The organism is Streptomyces sp. NPDC048415, assembly GCF_040651675.1.
Classification (GTDB): domain Bacteria; phylum Actinomycetota; class Actinomycetes; order Streptomycetales; family Streptomycetaceae; genus Streptomyces.
Genome location: NZ_JBEZKJ010000095.1, coordinates 1 through 23,763 on the forward strand (window position 1 = coordinate 1; position 23,763 = coordinate 23,763).

The window sequence follows — 23,763 nt, forward strand, 5'->3', positions numbered from 1 at the left end:
GGTCGATCAGGCCTAGATAGCCGAGCGCCACCCCCACGCCGCCCACGTAGATCTCTCTGTACCGGCCGGTACAGCCGACGGCTCCCGAAAACCACCTGCCCGCGCTCGTCTCCTCCCGCACACTCACCTGCATGGACATCGTGACGAGGCGGGCGCGGCCCGAGGAGTACCCCACCGTCGGCGAGATCACCGCGCAGGCCTATCTCGGGGACGGACTGCTCGACTTCGGGGAGAGCGACGAGTATCTCGGCGAGCTGCGGGACGTCGCGAAGCGAGCCGCGGCGGCCGATGTACTGGTCGCCGTCGAGGGTGACCGGGTGCTCGGCGGCGTGACCTTCGTACCGGCCGGCGGACCCATGGCGGACATTGCGCGGCCCGGCGAGGCCGAGATCCGCATGCTCGCCGTCGCCCCCGAGGCCCGGGGCAGAGGCGCCGGCGAAGCCCTCGTACGCACCTGCGTCGACCGCGCACGGGCCACGGACGGCTGCGTACGCGTGGTGCTGTCCACCCAGCGCACCATGCGCACCGCCCACCGCATCTACGAACGTCTCGGCTTCACCCGCACCCCCGCCCGCGACTGGAACCCGATCCCGCACCTCGACGACATCGTGCTGCTCACCTACGAGTTGACGCTCCAGCACACTCCGTAGCGCACCCTCCGAAGCCGACACGACACAACATGTGGGGGTGCTCCCGGAGCCCGGCACAAGATGTATGCTCATGCTCGCTGTCGTCGCAGGGGAATCCGGTGCGAATCCGGAACTGTCCCGCAACGGTGTATTCATGCGCATTCGCGCATGTGGTCAGTCCGAGGACCTGCCGACAGCGCGCCCCGGCCGTCCGGCCCGGGCGCCGACGACGTCCGGGCCTCGCGGAATAGGCCGGTGGACGCGACGCCGTGCGCGCTCGTGTGCCCCGCCGCTTTCCCTTGGCCCCGTGCCGAGCGAGGGAGAGCCCCACGTGACCATCGCGCCAGCCGATCCGGCCTCAGCTTTCGCGCAGCAGGCCCCGGTGGAGCCGGACGGTCCCGGTGCCGCGCTGCTGCGGACCCTGACCGATCTCACCGCCGACCTCCCCGACGCCGACCCCGGCCGGGTCGCCGCCGCCGCGCTGCGCGGCCGGTCGGCTCGTGGGGCCGCCGCCGAGATCACCGCGGAGCTGCGCGAACTGGCCACGGAGGCCGCGGCCGGCCTCATCTCCGAGGACCCGGCCTACTCGCGGCTGGCCGCCCGGCTCTTGACGATCAGCATCGCGGCGGAGGCCGCCTCGCAGGGCGTCACCTCCTTCTCCGAGTCGGTGGCCGTCGGCCACCGTGAGGGCCTCATCGCGGACCGTACGGCCGAGTTCGTCCGCCTGCACACGGCCCGCCTCGACGCGCTGATCGCCGCCTCCTTCGCTGAGGGCGCCGACGACCGCTTCGGCTACTTCGGCCTGCGCACCCTGCACAGCCGCTATCTGCTCCGGCACCCGATCACCCGCAAGGTCATCGAGACGCCCCAGCACTTCCTGCTCCGTGTGGCGTCGGGCCTGGCCGAGGACGACACGACCAGGGCCCTCGACGAAGTCGCCGCGCTCTACGGCCTGATGAGCCGCCTCGACTATCTGCCCTCCTCCCCCACGCTCTTCAACTCCGGTACGCGGCACCCGCAGATGTCGTCCTGCTACCTCCTCGACTCCCCGCTGGACGAGCTGGACTCCATCTACGACCGCTACCACCAGGTGGCCCGGCTCTCGAAGCACGCGGGCGGCATCGGCCTGTCGTATTCCCGTATCCGCTCCCGCGGTTCGCTGATCCGCGGCACGAACGGGCACTCCAACGGCATCGTCCCGTTCCTGAAGACCCTCGACGCCTCGGTCGCCGCCGTGAACCAGGGGGGCCGGCGCAAGGGCGCGGCCGCCGTCTACCTGGAGACCTGGCACTCCGACATCGAGGAGTTCCTGGAGCTGCGCGACAACACCGGTGAGGACGCCCGGCGTACGCACAACCTGAACCTCGCGCACTGGATCCCGGACGAGTTCATGCGCCGGGTGAACGAGGACGGCGTCTGGTCCCTCTTCTCCCCGGCCGACGTGCCCGAGCTGGTCGATCTGTGGGGCGACGCGTTCGACTCCGCGTACCGCAGGGCGGAGGAGGCCGGGCTGGCGAAGAAGACCATCCCGGCCCGCGACCTCTACGGCCGCATGATGCGCACCCTCGCGCAGACCGGCAACGGCTGGATGACCTTCAAGGACGCCGCCAACCGCACCGCCAACCAGACGGCGGAGCCGGGCCACACCGTCCACTCCTCCAACCTGTGCACCGAGATCCTGGAGGTCACGGACGACGGGGAGACGGCGGTCTGCAACCTGGGCTCGGTCAACCTCGGTGCCTTCGTGGCCGGTTCGGAGATCGACTGGGAGCGGCTCGACGCCACCGTGCGCACCGCCGTCACCTTCCTCGACCGTGTCGTCGACATCAACTTCTATCCGACCGAGCAGGCGGGCCGCTCCAACGCCAAGTGGCGCCCGGTGGGCCTCGGCGCGATGGGCCTCCAGGACGTCTTCTTCAAGCTGCGGCTGCCCTTCGACTCGGCCGAGGCGAAGGCTCTCTCCACCCGTATCGCCGAGCGCATCATGCTCGCCGCGTACGAGGCCTCCGCGGACCTCGCCGAGCGCAACGGCCCGCTGCCCGCCTGGTCCCGCACGAGGACCGCCCGGGGCGTACTGCACCCCGACCACTATCCGAACGCCCAACTCACCTGGCCCGAGCGCTGGGCGGCCCTGCGCGAACGTATCGCCGCCGTCGGCATGCGCAACTCGCTGCTCCTCGCCATCGCACCCACCGCGACCATCGCGTCCATCGCGGGTGTGTACGAGTGCATCGAGCCCCAGGTGTCGAACCTCTTCAAGCGTGAGACGCTCTCCGGCGAGTTCCTCCAGGTCAACTCCTATCTGGTGGACGAGCTGAAGAAGCTCGGTGTGTGGGACGCGCAGACCCGGGAGGCGCTGCGCGAGTCGGGCGGCTCGGTGCAGGGCTTCAGCTGGGTGCCAAGGGACGTCCGCAACCTGTACCGGACGGCATGGGAGATCCCGCAGCGCGACCTCATCGACATGGCCGCCGCCCGGACCCCGTTCCTGGACCAGGCCCAGTCGCTGAACCTGTTCCTGGAGACCCCGACCATCGGCAAGCTCTCCTCGATGTACGCCTACGCCTGGAAGTCGGGCCTGAAGACGACGTACTACTTGCGCTCCCGCCCGGCGACCCGCATCGCCCGCGCCGCACAGGCGCAGACCCCGATCCCCATGCAGGCGACTCCCGACGAGGACGCCGTCGCCTGCTCCCTTGAGAACCCCGAGTCCTGCGAGGCCTGCCAGTAATGTCCAGCGAAACCAAGAATCTGCTCGCTCCGGGCTTCGAACTCACTCTGCGCCCCATGCGCTACCCGGACTTCTACGAGCGCTACCGGGACGCGATCAAGAACACCTGGACCGTCGAGGAGGTCGACCTCCACTCGGACGTCGCCGACCTCGCCAAGCTCACGCCGAGTGAGCAGCATCTGATCGGCCGGCTGGTCGCGTTCTTCGCGACGGGCGACTCGATCGTGGCGAACAACCTGGTGCTGACGCTGTACAAGCACATCAACTCCCCCGAGGCACGGCTCTACCTGAGCCGGCAGCTCTTCGAGGAAGCGGTGCACGTCCAGTTCTATCTGACGCTGCTGGACACCTACCTGCCCGACCCGGAGGACCGGACGGCCGCGTTCGCCGCCGTCGAGAACATCCCCTCCATCCGGGAGAAGGCCGGGTTCTGCTTCAAGTGGATGGACTCGGTGGAGAAGCTGGACCGGCTGGAGACGCAGGCCGACCGCCGCCGCTTCCTGCTGAACCTCATCTGCTTCGCCGCGTGCATCGAGGGGCTCTTCTTCTACGGCGCCTTCGCCTACGTGTACTGGTTCCGCAGCCGGGGCCTTCTGCACGGCCTCGCCACCGGCACCAACTGGGTGTTCCGCGACGAGACGATGCACATGTCCTTCGCGTTCGAGGTGGTCGACACGGTCCGCAAGGAGGAGCCGGAGCTCTTCGACGACCAGCTCCAGCAGCAGGTGACGGACATGCTGCGGGAGGCCGTCGAGGCCGAGCTGCAGTTCGCGCGCGACCTGTGCGGTGACGGCCTGCCGGGCATGAACACCGACTCGATGCGGCAGTACCTGGAGTGCGTGGCCGACCAGCGTCTGACGCGGCTGGGCTTCGCGCCGGTGTACGGCTCCGAGAACCCGTTCTCCTTCATGGAGCTCCAGGGTGTCCAGGAGCTGACCAACTTCTTCGAGCGGCGCCCGTCCGCCTATCAGGTCGCGGTGGAGGGCACGGTCGACCTCGACGAGGACTTCTGACCGAGCGTCATGGATCACGCCGGGCCGTCCACGCGGCCCGGCGTCGTCGCGTCCGGCCCATGGGGCGGCTATGCCCCGTCCATGGAGCACCCATGGAGGGGCAAAGTTCTTCGGGCGTGCCTGTCCGCCACCGTCCGGCCCGGCTAGGTTCTGGCCGTCCTGACATGTCACGCACAGCGGCATGGCAGTTCGACTGAATTGGCATGCCCACGACACGTTTGCTCCCTTGTTCACGCTACGCGCGTCACGGGGCCTGCCTTTCAGCGCCGAGAACCCCCACTTCCGGCTGTGGAGCCGCGTACGGCCCTACCCCGGCCGACGCGATCCCCGCCTCAAACCGATGGAGGCAGCACCCCCATGCGTCAGACACGCTCCGCCAGACCGGCCCGGAGACTGCGAAGACTCCTGACCGCCGCGCTTCCCGCCCTGGCCCTCGGGGTCGCCGGGTTCGCCGCGGCCGCGCCCGCGGACGCCCAGCCGGCGCCCACCGCGCACGTCTCCCGGGCCACCCAGAACGCGAAGGCCCTGACCTCCCCCGCCGCGCAGGCCGTTCACTCGACCGGCAAGGCCGGCCAGAAGGTGCCGACCACGCACCTGTGCGGCGCGCCGAGCGCGCATCACGCGTCCTGCTTCGCCGAGCGGCGCACCGACATCAGGCAGAAGCTCGCCGCCGCGATATCCCCGAACGCCGCCGCCGCGGTGTCGGGCCTCAGCCCGGCCAACCTGCACAGCGCCTACAGCCTGCCCTCGACCGGCGGTTCGGGCCTGACGGTCGCGGTGGTCGACGCGTACAACGACCCCAACGCCGAGTCGGACCTCGCCACCTACCGCTCGCAGTTCGGCCTGTCGGCCTGCACCAAGGCCAACGGCTGCTTCAAGCAGGTCAGCCAGACCGGCTCGACCACCTCCCTGCCGACGAACGACACCGGCTGGGCGGGCGAGGAAGCGCTCGACATCGACATGGTCAGCGCGGTCTGCCCCAACTGCAACATCATCCTCGTCGAGGCCAACTCCGCCACGGACGCCGACCTCGGCACCGCCGAGAACGAGGCCGTCTCGCTCGGTGCCAAGTTCGTCTCCAACAGCTGGGGCGGCTCCGAGTCCTCCTCCCAGACCAGCTCGGACACCGCGTACTTCAAGCACCCCGGCGTCGCGATCACCGTCTCCTCAGGTGACTCCGCCTACGGTGCCGAGTGGCCGGCCACCTCCCAGTACGTCACCGCCGTCGGCGGCACCGCGCTGAGCACCTCCTCCAACTCCCGCGGCTGGACCGAGTCCGTGTGGAAGACCAGCTCCACCGAGGGCACCGGTTCGGGCTGCTCCGCCTACGACGCGAAGCCCAGCTGGCAGACCGACACCGGCTGCTCCAAGCGCATGGAGGCCGACGTCTCCGCCGTCGCCGACCCTGCGACGGGCGTTGCCGTCTATGACACGTACGGCGGCTCCGGCTGGGCGGTCTACGGCGGTACGAGTGCCTCCGCGCCGATCATCGCGGGCGTCTACGCGCTGGCCGGCACCCCGGGCTCCAGCGACTACCCGGCGAAGTACCCGTACTCCCACACCTCCAACCTGTACGACGTGACCAGCGGCAACAACGGCTCCTGCTCCACCTCGTACTTCTGCACCGCGGGCACCGGCTACGACGGACCGACCGGCTGGGGCACCCCCGACGGCACCACCGCGTTCGCGTCCGGCACCAGCACCGGCAACACCGTGACCGTCACCAACCCGGGCAGCCAGTCCACCGCGACCGGCGGCTCGGTCAGCCTGCATATCTCGGCGAGCGACAGCGCGGGGGCGACCCTCACCTACAGCGCCAGCGGCCTGCCGTCCGGCCTGTCGATCAACAGCTCGACCGGTCTGATCTCCGGCACCGCGAGCACCGCGGGCACGTACAGCACCACCGTCACCGCGACCGACAGCACGGGCGCCTCCGGTTCGGCCTCCTTCACCTGGACCGTCAGCACCTCGGGCGGCGGCACCTGCACCTCGGCGCAGCTGCTCGGCAACCCGGGCTTCGAGTCGGGCAACACCACCTGGACCGCGTCGAGCGGTGTCATCACCAACTCCAGCAGTGAGGCCGCCCACGCGGGCTCGTACAAGGCGTGGCTGGACGGCTACGGCTCGACCCACACCGACACGCTGTCCCAGTCGGTGACGATCCCGAGCGGCTGCAAGGCCAGCTTCACCTTCTACCTGCACATCGACACGGCCGAGACCAGCACCAGCACGGCCTACGACAAGCTCACCGTCACCGCCGGCTCCACCACGCTGGCGACCTACTCCAACCTCAACAAGGCTTCCGGGTACGTCCAGAAGACCTTCGACCTGTCCTCCTTCGCCGGTTCCACCGTCACGCTGAAGTTCAGCGGCGTCGAGGACTCCTCGCTCCAGACCAGCTTCGTCGTCGACGACACCGCCGTGACGACCAGCTGACGCACCGAGGCCCTGGCCGCCCTCGCGCGGCCAGGGCTTTTTCCTGCCCGGATGGGGATCCTGATGCCTGGGTGACACGTCCAAGCGGCAAGGAGGTCACCCCATGCGCCGAACGACCCACCACCGGATGATCGCCCTCGCGGCACTGACGCTTCTCCTCGCGGGCTGTGGCACGCGAAGCGGCAGTGACGCGGGCGGCAGCGGCACCGTGTCGCCGTCCCCCACGACACCCGCGAAGGGCTGCGCCACACCGAAGGCGGAGCTGAGCGCCGCCGACACCGGCCACACGCTCTGCCTGACGACCGGCGAGGTGATCCGCGTCGCCCTGGACGGCACCACCAGCAGGCCCTGGGCACCTGTGAAGGTCAGCGGCGGCGGGGTGCGGGCCACCAACAGTGGCATCGTCCTTCAGGCGGGCGACGCGTCCTCCGCCTTCAAGGCGGTCTCGGCCGGGACGGCCCACCTCACCTCGTCCCGGCCGTTGTGCCCCAGCGATCCGGCGCGGATCTCGTGCAAGGGCCTTCAGGAGTGGACGGTCACAGTGGTGGTGACGAAGCCGTGAGGCCGTGCGGGGCGGCCGGTGTCCGAGCGTGAACGGTCGGCGTCGGCCTCCCTGAGCTGACGGTCGACGCGCCGTTCGTGCGCGAGACCGACCAGTGACGGCAGCGCCACGACCACGAAGATCCCCAGGACGGTCAGGATCCCGACGAGGTTGTCCATGAGTGTGTTCATGAACACCACTGTCGCGCCGTTCGCTCCTTACCGTCAGTGGCAGGACTGCCGCACACCCTCGAATTACTGCCACTGATGCGGCACACTGAAGAACATGCTGAAGAACGTGGCCGTGGCCCTGCTCGACGGAGTCCACCCCTTCGAACTCGGCGTCGTCTGCGAGGTGTTCGGGCTCGACCGCAGCGACGAGGGACTGCCGGTCTACGACTTCGCGGTCGCCTCGGCCGAGGGGCCGACGCTCGACACCCACGTGCCGGGGTTCACCGTCTCCACTCCGCACGGCCTCGACCGGCTCGACGAGGCCGACCTCGTCGTCGTACCGGCCGGGGAGACCTACGCCGTGCGCGAGTATCCGCCCGCACTGCTCGACGCGCTGCGCCGGGCCGTCGAGCGGGGCGCCCGGGTGCTCAGCGTCTGCTCCGGTGTCTTCGTGCTGGGCGCGGCCGGGCTGCTGGACGGGCGGCGCTGCGCGGTGCACTGGCATCACGCCGAGGCGCTCGCCCGGCAGTATCCGCGCGCGATCGTCGAGCCGGACGTGCTGTACGTGGACGAGGATCCGGTGATCACCTCGGCGGGCACCGCCGCCGGAATCGACGCCTGTCTGCACCTCGTGCGCAAGGAGCACGGCCCGGAGGTCGCCAACGCCATCGCCCGGCGCATGGTCGTACCCCCGCACCGCGACGGCGGCCAGGCCCAGTACATCGAGCGGCCACTGCCCCGCTCCCGGTGCGACACGGTCGGCGAGGTGCTGGTGTGGATGCAGCGGCACCTCGACGAGGAGGTGACCGTCGAACAGCTCGCGGCCCGCGCCCTCATGTCCCCGCGCACCTTCGCGCGCCGCTTCCAGCAGGAGACCGGGACGACTCCGTACCGCTGGGTCCTGCGCCAACGAGTGCTGCTGGCGCAGGAATTGCTGGAGGCCACGGACGAGACGATGGACGCGATCGCGGGCCGCGCCGGGTTCGGCAACGCGGCCGCGCTGCGCCATCAGTTCGTGCGGAGTCTGGGGACGACCCCGCAGTCGTACCGGCGCGCGTTCAGGGGCCCACGGGCTGCCTGAACGCGCACCAGTGGGCACGCGGTCGGAGCTGGTCCGAGGGCCGAGCGCTAGCGCGGCTCGGCCTTCAGCAGCAGATTGTGCGGCCGCAGGGTGATGCCGACGCGGGTCGCGTCGTTGGATGCGGGCACCTGCCCGAAGCGCCAGCGGGAGGCCACGGTCGCCGTGATCAGCGCGAGCTGGGCCATCGAGAAGTGGTCACTGGGGCACTTCCGGTTGCCCACGCTGAACGGGCGCATGGCGTACTTCGGGATGTCCTTGGACCGTTCCGGAAGCCAGCGGTCGGGGTCGAAAACCAGGTGCTGCTGGTACGACCGGGGATCGCGCTGGATCGCGTACGGGCTGTAGACGATGTCCGCCCCGGCCGGAATGCGATAGCCACCCAGCTCGGTTTCGGTCACCGCCCGCCGCGTCAATATCCATACGGCGGGACGCAAACGCATCGTCTCGACGACGACATTGTTGGTGTGCGACAGCTGCCGGACGTCGTCGAATCCGACGGGCCGGTCCCCCGCGACGGATTTGGCCTCCGCGGCCACCTTGTCCGCCTGTTCCGGGTGTTCGGTGAGGACCTGCAGGAGCGACATGATCGAGGACGCGATGGTTTCACTGCCGGGGGTGAGTATCGCGACGACTTGGTCGTGGATCTCCTGTTCGTCGATGGGGTCGCCGTTGTCGTCCTTCGCTTCCAGCAATGCCGTCAGCAAATCGTCCGGCTTTTGACCAGATGACCGGCGTTCGTCGATGATCTCGTCGACGAGGTCATGCAAATCGGCCAATGCGCGGTCGAATTTGCGCATCGAGGGAAGCGGCAGCCGATAGAGCGGACCCGCCGGGATCACCATGCGCCGGTACATGCCCCGGAAGACGGTGGCGAGCGCGATGCTCAGCCGCTCGGCCCGCTCGTCCATGAACTTGCCGCGCAGCAGACAGCGGGCCGCGATGCGGACGGCCACACGGAACGACTCCGAGGTGCAGTCGACAGCCGCCCCCGACTCCCAGCGGGCGGCGAAGGCGCGCGCCTCCTCCTCCATGATCGGCCCGTACTCGGGAATGATGTCGGCCCGGAACGCAGGCTGTATGGTCCGCCGCTGGCGCCGGTGCTGCGGTCCGTTGGCGGTGGCGACCCCCTTCTTGCCGAGCAGTCCCTCGAGGGACTCCCACAGGGGGCCGCCGATCTCGTAGTCGGGGTTGAGCGCCAGCGCCCCGGTGAGCGCGGAGGTGGTGACGGCGTACACCGTCTTGGGGCCCAGCTTGAGCCGGACGACGTCGCCGTGGTCGCGCAGCTGGGTCAGGAAGCCCAGCGGGTCGCGGACCAGTTTCCAGCCGTGGCCGAGACCGGGCACGCCGCCACCCGCGAGGGGCGGGGTGGACAGCTGAAGTACCTCGGTCACCTCGGGTCGTACGGACTCGACGGTCATTTCTCACCTGCCGCTTCATTGTTGACGTACGGGGGTGTGGAGCGGTCGTCCCAGCTGTCGACCATGTACCGGCCCGACTCGTGGTGGAACCAGTACACGGAGCTGAACCAGTTCCGCATATTTCCGAGGCACGCCCGCACGGCGATGCTTGTCGCCTTTCCCCTCACCGTGCCGTCCGCGAGGGAGTCGGCGAGCCGTAATACATCCTTTTCGGCGACGAGGAATTCCACGATGCATTCCTCGACGCGCCGCCGTACTTCCGTGACGGATTCTTCGAGCGTCAGCCCCTCATGGTGAATGAGACTGATTCCGAGATTGTGGACCTCGTCGCCCGCGATTTCCTTGGGGAGTGAGCACAGATCGTTGTACCAGGCGGCGAATTCCTGGCTGAGCAGCGCCGCCCGGTGATATGCCGGGTGTTTCCGCACCGAAGCCGGGAGTTCGTACCCGGCACTCGGTTCCAGAAGGTCGGTCCAGATCCAGTGCGCGAATGTCAGCCGGCGGAGTTCGAGATATTCCGCGACCGTCGGGACGGTGCCGGAGGTCCGGTTTCGGAACTCCCGGTCGTACGCCTCGATCACCGCGTGGAAGTGGAGCGCGAACCGCTCGTTCCACTTCTTGCTGAGGAACGAGTACAGGCGCACCATGCTGTCCGCGAACCCCGCTACCAGGGGATCCTGATGGTGCAGGTGTTCTCTGGGGGAGTCGAGGGCCGCGTGCAGCCGGGACCTGAGCTGCTGCCAGGCTTCGGCGCGGCCATGGATGACATCGCGGTCGTGGCGGTCGTCCCAGACGAAGAACCACGCGCTGTAGTCCGCTATCGCCTGCATGACCTCGTCGGGAGCGCCCACGTAGTAGCCCGCCATGAGGTCCGTATAGCACAGTCCGTCGGCATATTCCTCGACCTTGTCCGCGGGCATGAGCCGCTTTTCGAGCAGCCACGCCCTGGTCTTCTCCTGGAGCCTGGGCCAATACGGGTGCAGTTGACGAGGAAACGCCGCCTCGATCACCGGGAGAGAGAGCGCCGGTGGAACCGCGACCACTGTCGGTGTCGATGAAGTGCCGTGTGAGAAAGCATGCACGAACAAACCCCTCTCAGCCGCCTGTTGACGCTGCGCCCCTCCCGCTGTGCCGGGCGTGCGCCGTTGCGTATCCCCGCACTTCCCATTCAGCACCACAACTGACCGTTCTGGGAACGGATTTGCTCCACTCACTACCCCACAGTGCCGAGAATCTCCCCTTGTGTGACTGAATATGGATCATTAGAGGCCCACAAGGGATCGAACGTGCGACGTACATGCGAACGGCGCCTGGTCGGAGGGATCTCTGACCAGGCGCCGTTCGTGGAGGACTACTGCGCCCCAACTGTCGTTTTCTGTCTCAGTCGTTCGCGACGATCGGGTAGCGGGGCTCGTTCTCGGCCATCTGCCGCAGCGCGTCCTTGCGCTCGCGCTTGGAGAGCCGGTCGATGTAGAGATAGCCGTACAGGTGGTCCGTCTCGTGCTGGAGGCAGCGCGCGAAGTAGCCGGTGCCGCGCACCTTGACCGGGTTGCCCTTCTCGTCCTGGCCGGTGACCTCGGCGTAGTCGGGGCGGGCGAGCGGCGCGTACGCGGTCGGCACCGACAGGCAGCCCTCGTTGCTGTCGTCCAGACGGCGCTGCTCGGCGGGCAGGTCCACGAGCTTCGGGTTGCAGACGACACCGACGTGCCGCTTGCCCTCGTCGTCCATGCAGTCGTAGACGAAGACCTTCAGGTCGACGCCGATCTGGTTGGCGGCCAGGCCCACGCCCTCGGCGGTGCGCTGGCTGGCGAACATGTCGGCGACCAGCCCGGCCAGCTCGTCCCCGAACTCGCTGACGTCCCTGCACTCCTTGTGCAGCACCGGGTTGCCGACGACCGTGATCGGCCGCGAGGTGCCGCCCTCGCGGTAGGCCGCCTCACGCTCCTCGCACTCCTCGGTGTCGATGACGAAGCCGTCGTCGTCCACGGGGAGCACGCCCGCGTGCTGCTGATCGGTGTCCTGCTGCGCCATGACGACGTACGCCTTCCTCAAACCTTGGGAGATTCTGCGAGTACAGCCTAAAGGGGCGCTCAGCAGACCTCTTCCAGATCCCGCCAGTCCCGGGAGTCCGGGCTGTCCGCGACCCAGCCGTCGAGCAGGCCCCGCACCAGCGAGGCGGGCGCCGCGAGCCCGCACTCCCGCTCGGGCACCCACAGCTGCCCGTCGGTGCGGTGGCCGAGTGGCCCAGGATGGCCCGGTTCGCTGTGGTCGTGGGGGTCGAGGTGCTCGCCGTCGCCCTCGTCGGACGGCATCCGCGACTCGGAGCACATCCGGCACAGCAGCCGTACGGACGACGACCAGTCCTCGGCGGCGAATCCGGCGTCGGCGGCGAGCTGCTCCAGCGCGTCCCGGTCGTCCTCGGTGGCCGCCTCCAGCAGGACCACCCAGGTGGGCACGGGTGAAGGCGCCCACAGCTCGATCTCGTCGAAGACGGGGTAGGCGTGCCCGGCGGCCGTGGTCCGCTCGCCGTGCGGAACTCCGTCGTGCAGCACGACCTCGCCCCAGCGCCGCCCGGAGGACGGCAGCGGGATGGACAGCACCTCGACACGGGCGGGGTCCAGCCTGCGCCCCCACACCACCTCGGCCTCGCCCTCGGGCGACAGCCGTACGGCCGAGCTCCCGAGGTCCATGCCCACCGGCTCCCCGGACACGGCGGCGCCGCCGGGCACCCGGAGCCCGTACGCCTGCCAGGCGCGGCGGGCCAGCGGCCAGTCCTGCAGGGCGGTGGCCGCGATGCCCACGTTCCACCAGTCGGGCGCCCCGGTCTCGCGGTCGAGCAGGGCGACGGCCCTGAGGCCCGCCGCCCGTGCCTGCTCCCAGTCGTGCCGGAACTTGTGCAGCAGGGCCAGGTTGAACCAGGACTCGGACAGCCACGGCTCCAGGTCCGCGGCGCGTGTCAGCAGCGCGCCCGCGTCCTCGTACCGGCCGTCTCCGATCAGCGTGAACGCACGGTCGGTGGCCTGCCGCCATGAGGCGGAGGGCCGGTGCCGTCCCTTGCCGAAGATCCTCACGATTCCCGCCTGCCAGTTCCTTGCGATTCCCGCCTGCTGGTCCCTTGAAGAGTCCCTTGGAGACAGTGCGGCCCCGGGCCGGCCGGTGCCCCCGAACACCCTCTTCCTCGCATCCAACCACGTACCGCTGGACGGGCGCTCATTACCCATGGGTTACCCAGCCCGGGGCAGGGTCAGACCGGGTCGCGACAGGACCCTGGCCAGCGACTCCACGACTTCCGGCTGATAGTCGTGGGCGCTGCCGAGCCGCAGCTTCTCCAGGGCGGTCAACGGCCCTCCGGGCCCTGCTTCCCGTGCCATCTCCTCGTATGCGTTCACGGCCCGGACAATTCGCGCGGTCACCGGCTGCTCCCGGTACGGGTCGGCCTGCCGCTCCACGACCACGGCGACCTCGGCATCCACCCCGGTCTGCCGCACGACGGCGCCGCCGAGCAGCGCGATCCGCCGCTGTTCGTCCGCGGGGAGCACGGCGGTGGCCCCGGCGGGCACCGGATCGACCAGGCTGAGCTGCCCGATGTCGTGCATGAGCGCCGCGTACTCCAGCACGGTGAGGTCGGGCTCGGAGAGCCCCAGCTCACGGCCGACGGCCCGGCTGAGGGCGGCCACCCGGCGCGCGTGCCCGGCCGGCGTGTACCCGGCTATCTCGGTCGCGCGCGCGAGGGAGGCGATGGTCTGCCGGTAGGTGACCCGCACGGCGGCGTACCGCCGGAAGGACAGCTGGGTGAGCAGCAGGGGCAGCGAGAAGACGGGCAGGGCCCACAGCCCGACCACGGCGACCGCGAGCGCCATCACGGCCCCGGTCGCGCACACGGCCGACCCGATACCGAGCATGGCCCGCAGCTCGTCCCGCAGCAGCGGCCCGAACGGCCACCGGGTCCGCGAGCGCGCCAGCGCCGCCGCGAGCACGGCGTCGCACAACGCGGTGAGCACGAGCAGCGCGACCAGCAGCAGGGCGTAGGCCGGACCACCCCACTCCAGCAACCGCCCGTTGTTGTAGAGGGGTTGGAAGCACACCGCGGCGAACCCGACGGTCAGCACCCGCCGGGTCAGGTGGTCGGCGGTCGGCCCCCGGCCCATGGCCACATGCGGCACGCATCCCAGCAGCGCCGCGGCCACGACGACCGCGACGACCTGGAGAACCCCGTGGTGACTGGTCCGCCCGGCCTGCTCGCCGAGCAGCGCGTACGACAACGCCCCCGCGGCCCCCAGCGGAGCCGACTCCCGCTCCTCCGCGCCGCTCCAGCGGGTCAGCTCACCGAGGGCGATGAGGAGACCGAAGGCGAGCGCGGTACCGCGCTCGTCGAGGCCGTGCCAGAGGGTGTCGCCGAGGGCGAGGACGGTGAGAAGGGCGGTCCCGGTGTGGGCGAGGGCGCTGAAGGAGCCGATGCTGGGCCGGGGGAGGATGAGGAGGGGCCGGGAGAGACTCATGGGCCGCTCCTGGGGGTGGTGCTTGTCGGGTCACCTCTCAGCCGGCTGGAAGCGGGTGGTGGGGTTCCCCCCTGTTCGAGCGAAGCCGAGAACTTGGGCGAGGGTGGGTGGACACCGCCGCGAAGCGGCGAACAGCTGTCCGCCGTGACAACGGGATGCCATCCGTGCCGGGAAAGCGCCCGCACAAGCGCCCGCACCATCCCGGGGTCGAACTGGGACCCCGCACACCGCTCCAGCTCCTCGAGAGCCGTCGGTACCGGCCGGGCCCGCCGATAGGACCGGGTGGACGTCATCGCGTCGAACGCGTCGGCGACCGCGACCACCCGCGCGAACTCCGGAATCTGCGCGCCCACCAGCCCGTACGGATACCCGCTCCCGTCGAGCCGCTCATGGTGATGCAGGATCGCCGACCGGGCCTCCCCGAGGAACCCGATGCCCCGCACCATCTCGTGCCCGTACTCGGGATGCAGCTCGATGATCCGCCGCTCCTGGGGAGTGAGCGGCCCGTCCTTGCGCAACAGCCGCGTGGGTACGCCGAGTTTGCCGACGTCGTGCAGGATCCCGGCGAACCGGAGCACCTCGACGCGCTGATCGTCCATGCCCAGTTCCCGCGCGATCATCATGGACGCCTGCCCGACCCGCTCACTGTGCCCGCGGGTGTAGCCGTCCTTGATGTCGACGGCCTGGACGAGCGCCCGGATCGTGGCCTGGTGGGCGGCCCGTTCCCGGTGGTACTGGGCGAACACCCAGCACGACACGTACATGGGCAGCAGTACCAGCAGCGCGGCGACGGGTCCGTACGGGCTGCGCCACAGCACCGCCATCATCAGCCCGGCGAGTCCGTGCACCGCGACGGGCGCGAGCGAGCGTGGAAAGAGCCCGCGCCAGGCTCCGCGCACCGGCACCCGCTCGGCGAGCGCCAGGATCCCGCCGTCGAGGACGGTCAGGACGAGGCAGAAGGTGAGCACCCCGGCGCCGACGGGCACGAGCGCGTACGGAAAGTGGGGCGCGACCACCGCGTCCCGGCCGCCCAGCGCCCAGTGCACCCGGGAGGTCGCCCAGATGGCGACGGCGAGCTGGGCCGCGCGCCAGATCCGGCGCAGCCCCTTCGGCCGCTGTTCGACCCGGGCGAGCAACGCGCCCGGCAGCGCGACGAGCGCGGCGGCCGGGGGCGGCAGCAGAAAAGCCCCGGCCAGCAGCAGGGGAAGGAACGTGCCCATGCCCTGGGGGGCGTCAGGGCCGGACGCGGCCGCACCGCGCGGCCCGCGCGGCAGTGTGATCCGCTCGCAGCCCGCGTACAGCAGGGCGAGCAGCGCGACGACCCACCATGCGACACGGATGTCCGGCAGGCGAGTGAGACAGGCCAGGGCCCCGAGAACGACACAGGCCACGTACACACGGGCCCACGCCGGAACCGACCCCATCTGCTCGTCCTTCCCCCGACCTCAGGTTCCGGAGCCTAGAGCGGCGGGGGTGGTACGGGGACGGGTATGGCCGAATCCGCGGGCTCGGAGCCCGCGGATTAGCACGTTCGGGTGACGTGATGAACGGACGATCCGCGGAACGGAGTTCAGGACTCCTGCGACGCCGCGGTCACGTCGTGCTCGGGCACGACCTGTCCGGAGCGGATCAGATCGATACGGCCCATGACCTTGGCACGCAGATCGGTCGGCACGTCGTCATGACCGCAGCACCGCTTGACCAGCTTCTTCACGGCCTGCTCGAGGCCGTACTTCTCGAGGCACGGGGAGCACTCCTCGAAGTGCACCTCGAACTTGGTGCAGTCCGCGTCCGGCATCTCATGGTCGAGGAACTCGTAGAGATGGTCGAGTACCTCACTGCAATCCGTCTCGTGCGGCTCTCCGCAGCTCATGAGCCCGAGCCTTTCGCTTCGTTCGACTCTCCGGCACCGGCCGGAACCAGCCCGCGGTCACGCGCGTAGTCCTCGAGCATGCCGCGCAGTTGGCGACGGCCCCGGTGCAGCCGGGACATCACCGTACCGATGGGTGTCCCCATGATGTCCGCGATCTCCTTGTACGCAAAGCCCTCTACGTCCGCGAGATAGACGGCGATGCGGAACTCCTCGGGGATCGCCTGCAGCGCCGACTTGACGTCCGAGTCGGGCAGGTGGTCGAGCGCCTGCGACTCGGCGGAGCGCAGACCCGTCGACATGTGCGACTCGGCACGCGCGAGCTGCCAGTCCTCGATCTCCTCCGCGGCGCTGCGCTGGGGTTCGCGCTGCTTCTTGCGGTAGGAGTTGATGAACGTGTTGGTCAGAATGCGGTACAGCCACGCCTTGAGGTTGGTGCCCTCGCGGAACTGGTGGAAGGACGCGTACGCCTTGGCATACGTCTCCTGCACCAGGTCCTCGGCGTCGGCCGGGTTGCGCGTCATGCGCAGGGCGGCCGAGTACATCTGGTCGAGGAATTCGAGCGCGTCCCGCTCGAAGCGCGCGGTGCGCTCGGCGGAAGATTCCGCCGTCGCGTCGCTCGTGCCCTGGCCCTCGGGCTGCTCCGCCTGGCCGTGTTCGGTCCCTGCGTCGGTCCCAGTGACCGGACCCACCTCCTCCAGCGACGTAGCGAGACCGAGACCGGTCCCACTGGAATCGGAGGATAGACGAACATCGTGTCCGCCCGCCGCCCGAATAGGGGCGTTCTTGCCCGCGTGCAGCACCGTCCAGTCCAGGTCAGCGCGGCTGCTGCGGCTCGGGCAGGTGGTCGAACCCATGCGGCGGACTTCCTCTCCTAGGAACGGTTCAGCACGGTCCGTGCTGTCTGCTGGGCACAACAGCTGTCCGACACGCAACATTCCCGGGCGTCACGCGAGTGACGCGGTCCACCTCACGACCTCGTCGGTGATCGTCCTCAGCGCCTCGTCCTGGCTGACGGGCGCCCGTTTCGGCACCGCGAAGCCATGATCGCCGTACGGCACCTCGATCAGCTCGTACGAGCCGGGCGGGAACTCCTCCGGCTTCCCGAACGGATCGTTGCCGCCCTGGACGACGAGGGTGGGCACTCCGGAGCCGAGCAGTTCGCCGGCGCGGGACTTCTCGGGCCTGCCCGGCGGGTGCAGCGGGAAGCTGAGCGCGAAGACGGCGGCTGCGCCGAGTTCCGTCGCGGTCCGGCAGGCGACCCGTGCGCCGGCGCTGCGTCCGCCCGCGACCACGGGAAGCCTGGCCCCCAGCAGCGCCGGCCACACTCCCCGCCATCCCACGTCGAGCGTCTTCGGCGCGGGCGCCACCTTCTTCCCGGCCACCCGCCAGGGCTGCTCGACGAGCGCCACGCTCACCCCGTGCCCGGGCAGCACCGCCGCGAGCGCCTGAAGATCCCGCGCCCCGATCCCCCCGCCGGCCCCATGACTCACCGCGAGCAGAAACCGCGCCTTCTTCGCTGGATGCCAGGTGACGCGGGCCGTACCGGCGTCCGTCTCGACGTTCTCTGTCACATCCGTCACGTCAGAAGAGTGTGCCCTCTTCCGGCCCCTCCAGCTCCTTGAGCAGCTCCGGCCCGTTGTTCCGCACATTGCTGACCGCCGTGGACACGGGGTACGCCCGCATCAGCCCGGCGGGCGGCGGCGTGAGCAGCTCGCGGAGGTCTTCGACGTCCGTGCGGGACGGGTCGAGCCAGGAGTCCCAGCGGTCCGGCGTGAGCATCAGGGGCATCCGGGGGTGGATGTCGGCCAGGGCGTGCGGCCCCTCGGCGGGACCCAGGGCGAGCGGCGAGGTCTCCGCCTCGGTCGTGATGACCGAGCAGGTCACCCACCAGGCCCCCGGATGGTCGTCCGGCAGCGTCTTGTCCCGCCAGAACTCGTACAGCCCGGCCATCGCGAAGACCGAACCGTCGGCCGGTGTCACGAAGTACGGCTGCTTGCGCGGCCGCTTCTTCCTGCCCTCGACCTCGAGGTCGCGCTCGGCGGCACCGGTGACCCACTCGTAGTAGCCGTCGGCGGGAACGATGCAGCGCCGGGCGGTGAAGGCGCGTCGGTACGAGGGCTTCTCGTGCACCGTCTCCGCGCGCGCGTTGATCATCCGGGCGCCGCCCTCGGGCGTCTTGGCCCAGGAGGGGACGAGCCCCCACTTGAGCTTGCGCAGCTGGCGAACCGGCGCCGGGTCCTCCGCGTCCTTAACGGGGCGGTCCAGGACCGCATAGACCTCCTTGGTGGGGGCCACGTTGAAATCCGGGGCCAGGGTCTCCTCGGGCTCCCACTTCTCGACCTCAAAGATTCCTGCGAGATCCTCGGGCCTGCGACTCGCTGCATACCGTCCGCACATACGTGCCACACTGCCAGATTCCGCGACCCCAGAGGGAGCCACCGCCGACAATGGACAGCACCGCATCCGCCTCCCTGGCCTCCCTCTGGGACCAGGTCTTCGGCAGCCAGCCGGATCCCGACCTGTGGGTGGTGATCGCCACCATGGTCGCCGCCCTCGCGGTGATCGTCCCGCACAACGTCTGGCGTCTCTCCCGCAACGCCATCACCATCGCGCACGAGGGCGGCCACGGCCTGGTCGCGCTGCTCACCGGGCGCAGCCTCAGCGGCATACGGCTGCACTCCGACACCAGTGGTCTCACCGTCAGCCGCGGCAAGCCGACCGGGCTCGGCATGATCCTCACCGCCGCGGCCGGCTACACCGCTCCCCCGCTGCTCGGCCTGGGCGGCGCCGCGCTGCTCGCCGCGGGCCACATCACCGCGCTGCTGTGGCTGGCCACGGCCCTGCTGGTGGTGATGCTGGTGATGATCCGCAACGCGTACGGCGCGCTCACCGTGCTCCTCACCGGCGGCACCTTCCTGCTGGTGTCCTGGCTCGCCGGACCCCAGGTGCAGGCGGCGTTCGCGTACGCCGTGGTGTGGTTCCTGCTGCTCGGCGGGGTCCGGCCGGCCTTCGAGCTGCAGGCCAAGCGGATGCGGGGCGGGGCGGGCGACTCGGACGCGGACCAGCTGTCCCGGCTCACGCACGTACCGGCCGGGCTGTGGCTGTTCCTGTTCCACGCGGTGTCACTGTGCTCGCTGATGGGCGGGGGCCGCTGGCTGCTGGAGGTCTGAGCCGTAGCGCGCCGCCGTAGCGCGCGGACGGGTGCGCGACCGGCCGTGGCACGCCGCAGCCGACGAACGACCCGCCTGAGCCGAAGCGCGCCGCCGCAGCGCGCGCGGACGGGTGCGCGACCGGCCGTGGCACGCCGCAGCCGACGAACGACCCGCGCTCCCCGGCCAAACCCGGCGGAGCGAACCGCCACTAAAGTGGGGCGCATGACCGTGAACCCCGCCCACACCGCCCTCTGGCCCGCCCCGCACGCGAGCGGACCCGTCGACGCGACCGTCCACGTGCCGGGTTCGAAGTCGGTCACCAACCGCGCCCTCGTGCTGGCCGCGCTGGCCTCCGAGCCGGGCTGGCTGCGCCGCCCGCTGCGCTCCCGCGACACCCTGCTGATGGCGGGCGCCCTGCGCGCTATGGGCGTGGGCATCGAGGAGACGGTGGCCTCCAGCTCGACGGTCGCGGCCGGCCCGGACGCCTCCGGCGAGGCCTGGCGGATCATCCCCTCGGGCCTGCACGGCCCGGCCACGGTCGACGTCGGCAACGCGGGCACGGTCATGCGTTTCCTGCCCCCGGTCGCCGCGCTGGCCGACGGGCCCATCCGCTTCAACGGCGACCCGCGGTCGTACGAGCGCCCTCTGAACGGTGTGATCGACGCGCTGCGCCTGCTCGGCGCCCGTATCGACGACGACGGCCGCGGCGCGCTGCCGCTGACCGTCCACGGCGGTGGCGCCCTGGACGGCGGTCCTGTGGAGATCGACGCGTCCTCGTCGTCCCAGTTCGTCTCCGCGCTGCTGCTCTCCGGCCCGCGCTTCAACCAGGGGGTGGAGGTCCGGCACATCGGCTCGAGCCTGCCCTCCATGCCGCACATCCGGATGACCGTGGACATGCTGCGGGCGGTCGGCGCCCAGGTGGACACCCCGGAGTCGGGCGGCGAGCCGAACGTGTGGCGGGTCACGGCGGGCGCGCTGCTCGGCCGCGATCTGATCGTCGAGCCCGATCTGTCGAACGCCCAGCCGTTCCTGGCGGCGGCCCTGGTGACCGGCGGCACGGTCGTCGTCCCCGACTGGCCGGCGCGCACCACCCAGCCGGGCGACAAGCTGCGGGAGATCTTCACCGAGATGGGCGGTTCCTGCGAACTGACCGACAGTGGCCTGGAGTTCACCGGTTCCGGTGCGATCCATGGCATCGACGTGGACCTGAGCGAGGTCGGCGAACTGACCCCGGGCATCGCCGCGGTCGCCGCCCTCGCCGACTCCCCCTCGACCCTGCGGGGCGTGGCCCACCTCCGCCTGCACGAGACGGACCGGCTGGCCGCGCTCACCAAGGAGATCAACGAGCTCGGCGGTGACGTCACCGAGACCGCCGACGGCCTGAGCATCCGCCCGCGCCGACTGCACGGCGGCGTCTTCCACACCTACGACGACCACCGCATGGCCACCGCCGGCGCGATCATCGGTCTGGCGGTGGAGGGGGTACGGATCGAGAACGTGGCGACGACCGCGAAGACGCTGCCGGACTTCCCGGACCTGTGGACCGGGATGCTCGGGAACTGACGGGCGGACCGGGATCATGCGCCGTTACGGCAAGCACACCGACGAGGACGACATCCGCCAGCGGCCCAACCGCAAGGGCAACCGTCCCCGTACGAACATCCGCCCCAAGCACGAGGAAGCGGTCGAGGGCATGGTCCTCACCGTGGACCGGGGCCGCCTCACCTGTCTCGTCGAGGACCGCGTGGTGATGGCGATGAAGGCCCGCGAACTGGGCCGCAAGGCGGCGATCGTCGGCGACCGGGTGGCCATCGTCGGCGACCTGTCCGGTGAAAAGGACACCCTCGCCCGTATCGTCCGCATCGAGCCGCGCAGCTCCGTGCTGCGCCGCACCGCCGACGACGACGATCCGTACGAGCGCGTGGTCGTCGCCAACGCCGACCAGCTCGCCATCGTCACCGCCCTCGCCGACCCCGAGCCGCGCCCCCGCCTGATCGACCGCTGCCTGGTCGCGGCATACGCCGGCGGCCTCACCCCACTCCTGGTCCTCACCAAGTCGGACCTGGCCTCGCCCGACGAACTCCTGGCGCTGTACGGGGCGTTGGGCGTCCCCTATGTCGTGACCAGCCGCGAGGAGCTGGAGAGCGGCGAGGCGGTGGAGCGCGTACGCAAGCAGCTGGACGGCAAGATCACGGCGTTCGTCGGCCACTCGGGCGTGGGCAAGACGACCCTGGTCAACGCGCTTGTCTCCCTGGAGCGGCGGCGCAGCACCGGAGTCGTCAACGCCGTCACCGGGCGCGGCCGGCACACCACCACGTCGGCGCGCGCGATTCCGCTGCCCGACGAGTCCGGCTGGGTCATCGACACCCCGGGTGTCCGCTCCTTCGGCCTGCACCACGTCGACCCGTCCCGGGTCATCCACGCCTTCCCCGACCTCGAACCCGGCACCGAGGGCTGCCCGCGCGCCTGCAGCCACGACGAGCCGGACTGCGCCCTGGACCAGTGGGTGGCGGACGGTCACGCGGACCCGCAGCGGCTGTACTCCCTGCGCCGGCTGCTGGCGACGCGCGAGCGCAAGGAAGGCGACTGACCTCCGCGTTGTTTGCGTCCGCGGCGTGTCGGTAAATGCATAATCGCACCCAGCGACCTCACAGAAGCCGCTGGCCTGACCGAGGGCAGACAAAGCAGTCGACGTGCGGACGCGGGAGGACAAGACATGGCGTGGCTGCTGGTCGTTGTGGCGGGACTGCTCGAGACCGGCTTCGCCGTCTGCCTGAAGCTCTCACACGGCTTCACCCGGTTCTGGCCGACGGTCGCCTTCTGCGTCTTCGCGCTCGGCAGCTTCGGCCTGCTGACCCTCTCCCTGAAGAAGCTCGACGTCGGCCCGGCGTACGCGGTGTGGACCGGCATCGGCGCGGCGGGCACGGCGATCTACGGCATGATCTTCCTCGACGACCTGGTGTCGGTCCTGAAGATCGTCTCGATCAGCTTCGTCATCGTCGGGGTCATCGGTCTCCAGCTGTCCGGCTCCGCCCACTGACGCGGCCTCAGATCACCTCCCCGCACCTGCGGGAAGTGACAGGCGGCGCCGTCCTGTTCGAGCGTCTTGGTGCGACCGCGCACCTTCAACACCGGCTCACCGGCCGGAACTTCGGCGCGGGGCCGGGCGTCGTCCAGCCGGGGCACGGCCCCGAGCAGCCTGCGCGTGTACGGCTCCCGCGGGCGCCCGAAGACCTCGGTGCCGTCCCCGACTCGACCACTATTGAGAAGTCGTGCGGAAGGCCCGAGGGCGAGCGGGACCACCGACACCACGGAGCGGGACAAGGTGTGCAACGAGGCCGACACCAAGATCTGGGCCCTCGGCGACTCCATCCCGCTCTCCCAGCGCCCCCAGGTGCTCGCCGTCCGCTCGAACCTCGCCGACTACGGCGCGAGCGGCCTCGCGGACGACGACCTCACGAAGGTCGGCCGGCTCAAGAAGTGATCCTCAGCGCCTGGTGGGACGGGGCCAGCGCGGCCTTCACCAGGTCCGTGACCCCACCCTCACCGGGCGGCGCCGCCACACAGGACAGCGCCAGCCGGACAACGAGCTCACAGGAGCGGGCCAGTTCGGACGTGTCCGCCTTGGACGTCGACAAGGTGGCAACAGCCCGGTCCCGCACCAGCCCCACGAAGTCGCCGGGCGAGGGCAACGGCCCGTCGGCCCGCCGCTGCGCGGGCACCGCGGACGACGAGGGCACCGCCGACAGGGTCGGCGAGGGCAGCCGCTCGCTCCAGCATCCCGTGAGCATCGCCCGGACGAGCGCATTGCTCCGCGCGGCCGAGGCGGTCCACTCGGCGGCGGCGACCAGCCGCTCCCGCGCGTCCGTGTGAGCGGCCAGCGCCCGCTCGACCCCCGCGAGATAGGCATCGGCCTCCCGCCGCACCAGGGCACGCGCGAGCCCCTCTTTACTCCCGAACTCGTTGTAGAGCGTCTGACGTGACACTCCGGCCACGGCGGCCACATCGACCATCCGCACCGCAGACCACGCACGACGCGCGAGCGCCGTATAGGCGGCGTCCAAGAGGGATTCCCGCGCTGCAGGCATCATCGCCTCCCTGGGGCGAGCGACTGTCCAGCTCAGATTTGACGCGCACAGAGCCACTGTCAAGGGTTCGCGGCGGCCCCAGGGGGCGTACATCCCGCACCGCACGCGAGCCCCCGCGCCCAGGCGCCGGAACGC

23 protein-coding genes and 1 riboswitch are annotated in these 23,763 nt (G+C 70.3%); of the genes, 11 read left to right on the plus strand and 12 right to left on the minus strand.

The annotated features are described in order from the left end of the window. The first annotated feature begins 131 nt into the window (after window positions 1–131). From AB0D27_RS37440 to AB0D27_RS37460, 5 genes are all read left to right on the plus strand, one after another. Complete coding sequence (locus tag AB0D27_RS37440) at window positions 132–650, plus strand: GNAT family N-acetyltransferase (protein WP_362517778.1); 519 nt, start codon at window positions 132–134, stop codon at window positions 648–650. Between the two features lie 34 nt (window positions 651–684). Beyond that, window positions 685–839: riboswitch (cobalamin riboswitch) on the plus strand. A 121-nt stretch (window positions 840–960) separates the two neighbouring features. Next, window positions 961–3,357, plus strand: a complete 2,397-nt coding sequence (locus tag AB0D27_RS37445; protein ID WP_362517781.1) for a ribonucleoside-diphosphate reductase subunit alpha — start codon at window positions 961–963, stop codon at window positions 3,355–3,357. After that, entirely contained in the window at window positions 3,357–4,370 is a 1,014-nt protein-coding gene (locus tag AB0D27_RS37450; RefSeq protein WP_362517784.1) for a ribonucleotide-diphosphate reductase subunit beta, read from the plus strand. The genes AB0D27_RS37445 and AB0D27_RS37450 overlap by 1 nt, the downstream gene beginning before the upstream one ends. 357 nt (window positions 4,371–4,727) lie before the next feature. Further along, the gene (locus tag AB0D27_RS37455; RefSeq protein ID WP_362517787.1) at window positions 4,728–6,806 is read left to right on the plus strand and encodes a putative Ig domain-containing protein; all 2,079 of its coding nucleotides are present in this window, start codon (window positions 4,728–4,730) and stop codon (window positions 6,804–6,806) included. 103 nt (window positions 6,807–6,909) lie between these two features. Then, a complete protein-coding gene (locus AB0D27_RS37460; protein WP_362517790.1) occupies window positions 6,910–7,368 on the plus strand; it encodes a hypothetical protein in 459 nt (152 codons plus the stop codon). On the opposite strand, the gene AB0D27_RS37465 is transcribed toward AB0D27_RS37460, so the two are convergent. Then, window positions 7,329–7,538: a hypothetical protein gene (locus AB0D27_RS37465; protein WP_362517793.1), complete on the minus strand. Its 210-nt coding sequence runs from the start codon at window positions 7,536–7,538 to the stop codon at window positions 7,329–7,331. The two genes, AB0D27_RS37460 and AB0D27_RS37465, sit on opposite strands and share 40 nt — an antisense overlap. Window positions 7,539–7,632: 94 nt before the next feature. On the opposite strand from AB0D27_RS37465, the gene AB0D27_RS37470 reads away from it, so the two are divergent. Beyond that, on the plus strand, window positions 7,633–8,598 hold the full coding sequence (locus AB0D27_RS37470; RefSeq protein WP_362517796.1) for a helix-turn-helix domain-containing protein: 966 nt from the start codon (window positions 7,633–7,635) through the stop codon (window positions 8,596–8,598). Between the two features lie 47 nt (window positions 8,599–8,645). Here AB0D27_RS37470 and AB0D27_RS37475 read toward each other — a convergent pair whose 3' ends face one another. The 10 genes from AB0D27_RS37475 to AB0D27_RS37520 all read right to left on the minus strand — a co-directional run bounded on the left by AB0D27_RS37475 (window position 8,646) and on the right by AB0D27_RS37520 (window position 18,785). After that, window positions 8,646–10,016, minus strand: a complete 1,371-nt coding sequence (locus tag AB0D27_RS37475) for a cytochrome P450 (RefSeq protein WP_362517799.1) — start codon at window positions 10,014–10,016, stop codon at window positions 8,646–8,648. Next, window positions 10,013–11,098: an epi-isozizaene synthase gene (gene cyc1 / locus AB0D27_RS37480; protein WP_362517800.1), complete on the minus strand. Its 1,086-nt coding sequence runs from the start codon at window positions 11,096–11,098 to the stop codon at window positions 10,013–10,015. Before cyc1 ends, AB0D27_RS37475 begins: the two co-directional genes overlap by 4 nt. Window positions 11,099–11,396: 298 nt before the next feature. Then, window positions 11,397–12,047 carry a peptide deformylase gene (gene def, locus AB0D27_RS37485; RefSeq protein WP_362517803.1) on the minus strand — a complete coding sequence of 217 codons (651 nt, stop codon included), beginning with the start codon at window positions 12,045–12,047 and terminating at the stop codon, window positions 11,397–11,399. A gap of 59 nt (window positions 12,048–12,106) precedes the next feature. Beyond that, a complete protein-coding gene (locus AB0D27_RS37490; RefSeq protein ID WP_362517806.1) occupies window positions 12,107–13,087 on the minus strand; it encodes a hypothetical protein in 981 nt (326 codons plus the stop codon). A 153-nt stretch (window positions 13,088–13,240) separates the two neighbouring features. Further along, window positions 13,241–14,515, minus strand: a complete 1,275-nt coding sequence (locus AB0D27_RS37495; protein ID WP_362517809.1) for an HD domain-containing protein — start codon at window positions 14,513–14,515, stop codon at window positions 13,241–13,243. Continuing rightward, window positions 14,512–15,939 carry an HD-GYP domain-containing protein gene (locus tag AB0D27_RS37500; protein ID WP_362517812.1) on the minus strand — a complete coding sequence of 476 codons (1,428 nt, stop codon included), beginning with the start codon at window positions 15,937–15,939 and terminating at the stop codon, window positions 14,512–14,514. Before AB0D27_RS37500 ends, AB0D27_RS37495 begins: the two co-directional genes overlap by 4 nt. 146 nt (window positions 15,940–16,085) lie before the next feature. Next, window positions 16,086–16,388, minus strand: a complete 303-nt coding sequence (rsrA, locus tag AB0D27_RS37505) for a mycothiol system anti-sigma-R factor (RefSeq protein WP_362517815.1) — start codon at window positions 16,386–16,388, stop codon at window positions 16,086–16,088. Further along, the gene (sigR, locus tag AB0D27_RS37510; protein WP_355784440.1) at window positions 16,385–17,077 is read right to left on the minus strand and encodes an RNA polymerase sigma factor SigR; all 693 of its coding nucleotides are present in this window, start codon (window positions 17,075–17,077) and stop codon (window positions 16,385–16,387) included. Before sigR ends, rsrA begins: the two co-directional genes overlap by 4 nt. A gap of 255 nt (window positions 17,078–17,332) precedes the next feature. After that, a complete protein-coding gene (locus AB0D27_RS37515) occupies window positions 17,333–17,968 on the minus strand; it encodes an alpha/beta family hydrolase (RefSeq protein ID WP_362517818.1) in 636 nt (211 codons plus the stop codon). A 1-nt stretch (window position 17,969) separates the two neighbouring features. Then, window positions 17,970–18,785 (minus strand): SOS response-associated peptidase, encoded by an 816-nt coding sequence (locus AB0D27_RS37520; RefSeq protein ID WP_362517821.1) that lies wholly within the window; start codon window positions 18,783–18,785, stop codon window positions 17,970–17,972. Window positions 18,786–18,835: 50 nt separating this feature from the next. Between AB0D27_RS37520 and AB0D27_RS37525 the strand changes: the two genes are divergently transcribed. The 5 genes from AB0D27_RS37525 to AB0D27_RS37545 all read left to right on the plus strand — a co-directional run bounded on the left by AB0D27_RS37525 (window position 18,836) and on the right by AB0D27_RS37545 (window position 23,024). Then, window positions 18,836–19,558 (plus strand): M50 family metallopeptidase, encoded by a 723-nt coding sequence (locus tag AB0D27_RS37525; RefSeq protein WP_362517824.1) that lies wholly within the window; start codon window positions 18,836–18,838, stop codon window positions 19,556–19,558. 204 nt (window positions 19,559–19,762) lie between these two features. Then, on the plus strand, window positions 19,763–21,103 hold the full coding sequence (gene aroA, locus AB0D27_RS37530; RefSeq protein WP_362517827.1) for a 3-phosphoshikimate 1-carboxyvinyltransferase: 1,341 nt from the start codon (window positions 19,763–19,765) through the stop codon (window positions 21,101–21,103). Window positions 21,104–21,119: 16 nt separating this feature from the next. After that, entirely contained in the window at window positions 21,120–22,130 is a 1,011-nt protein-coding gene (gene rsgA / locus AB0D27_RS37535) for a ribosome small subunit-dependent GTPase A (RefSeq protein ID WP_362517830.1), read from the plus strand. 126 nt (window positions 22,131–22,256) lie between these two features. Then, window positions 22,257–22,580, plus strand: a complete 324-nt coding sequence (locus AB0D27_RS37540) for a multidrug efflux SMR transporter (RefSeq protein ID WP_362517833.1) — start codon at window positions 22,257–22,259, stop codon at window positions 22,578–22,580. Window positions 22,581–22,649: 69 nt separating this feature from the next. Then, window positions 22,650–23,024: a hypothetical protein gene (locus tag AB0D27_RS37545; protein WP_362517835.1), complete on the plus strand. Its 375-nt coding sequence runs from the start codon at window positions 22,650–22,652 to the stop codon at window positions 23,022–23,024. On the opposite strand, the gene AB0D27_RS37550 is transcribed toward AB0D27_RS37545, so the two are convergent. Continuing rightward, the gene (locus AB0D27_RS37550; protein WP_362517853.1) at window positions 23,014–23,628 is read right to left on the minus strand and encodes a TetR/AcrR family transcriptional regulator; all 615 of its coding nucleotides are present in this window, start codon (window positions 23,626–23,628) and stop codon (window positions 23,014–23,016) included. The genes AB0D27_RS37545 and AB0D27_RS37550 overlap by 11 nt on opposite strands. Window positions 23,629–23,763 lie beyond the last annotated feature (135 nt).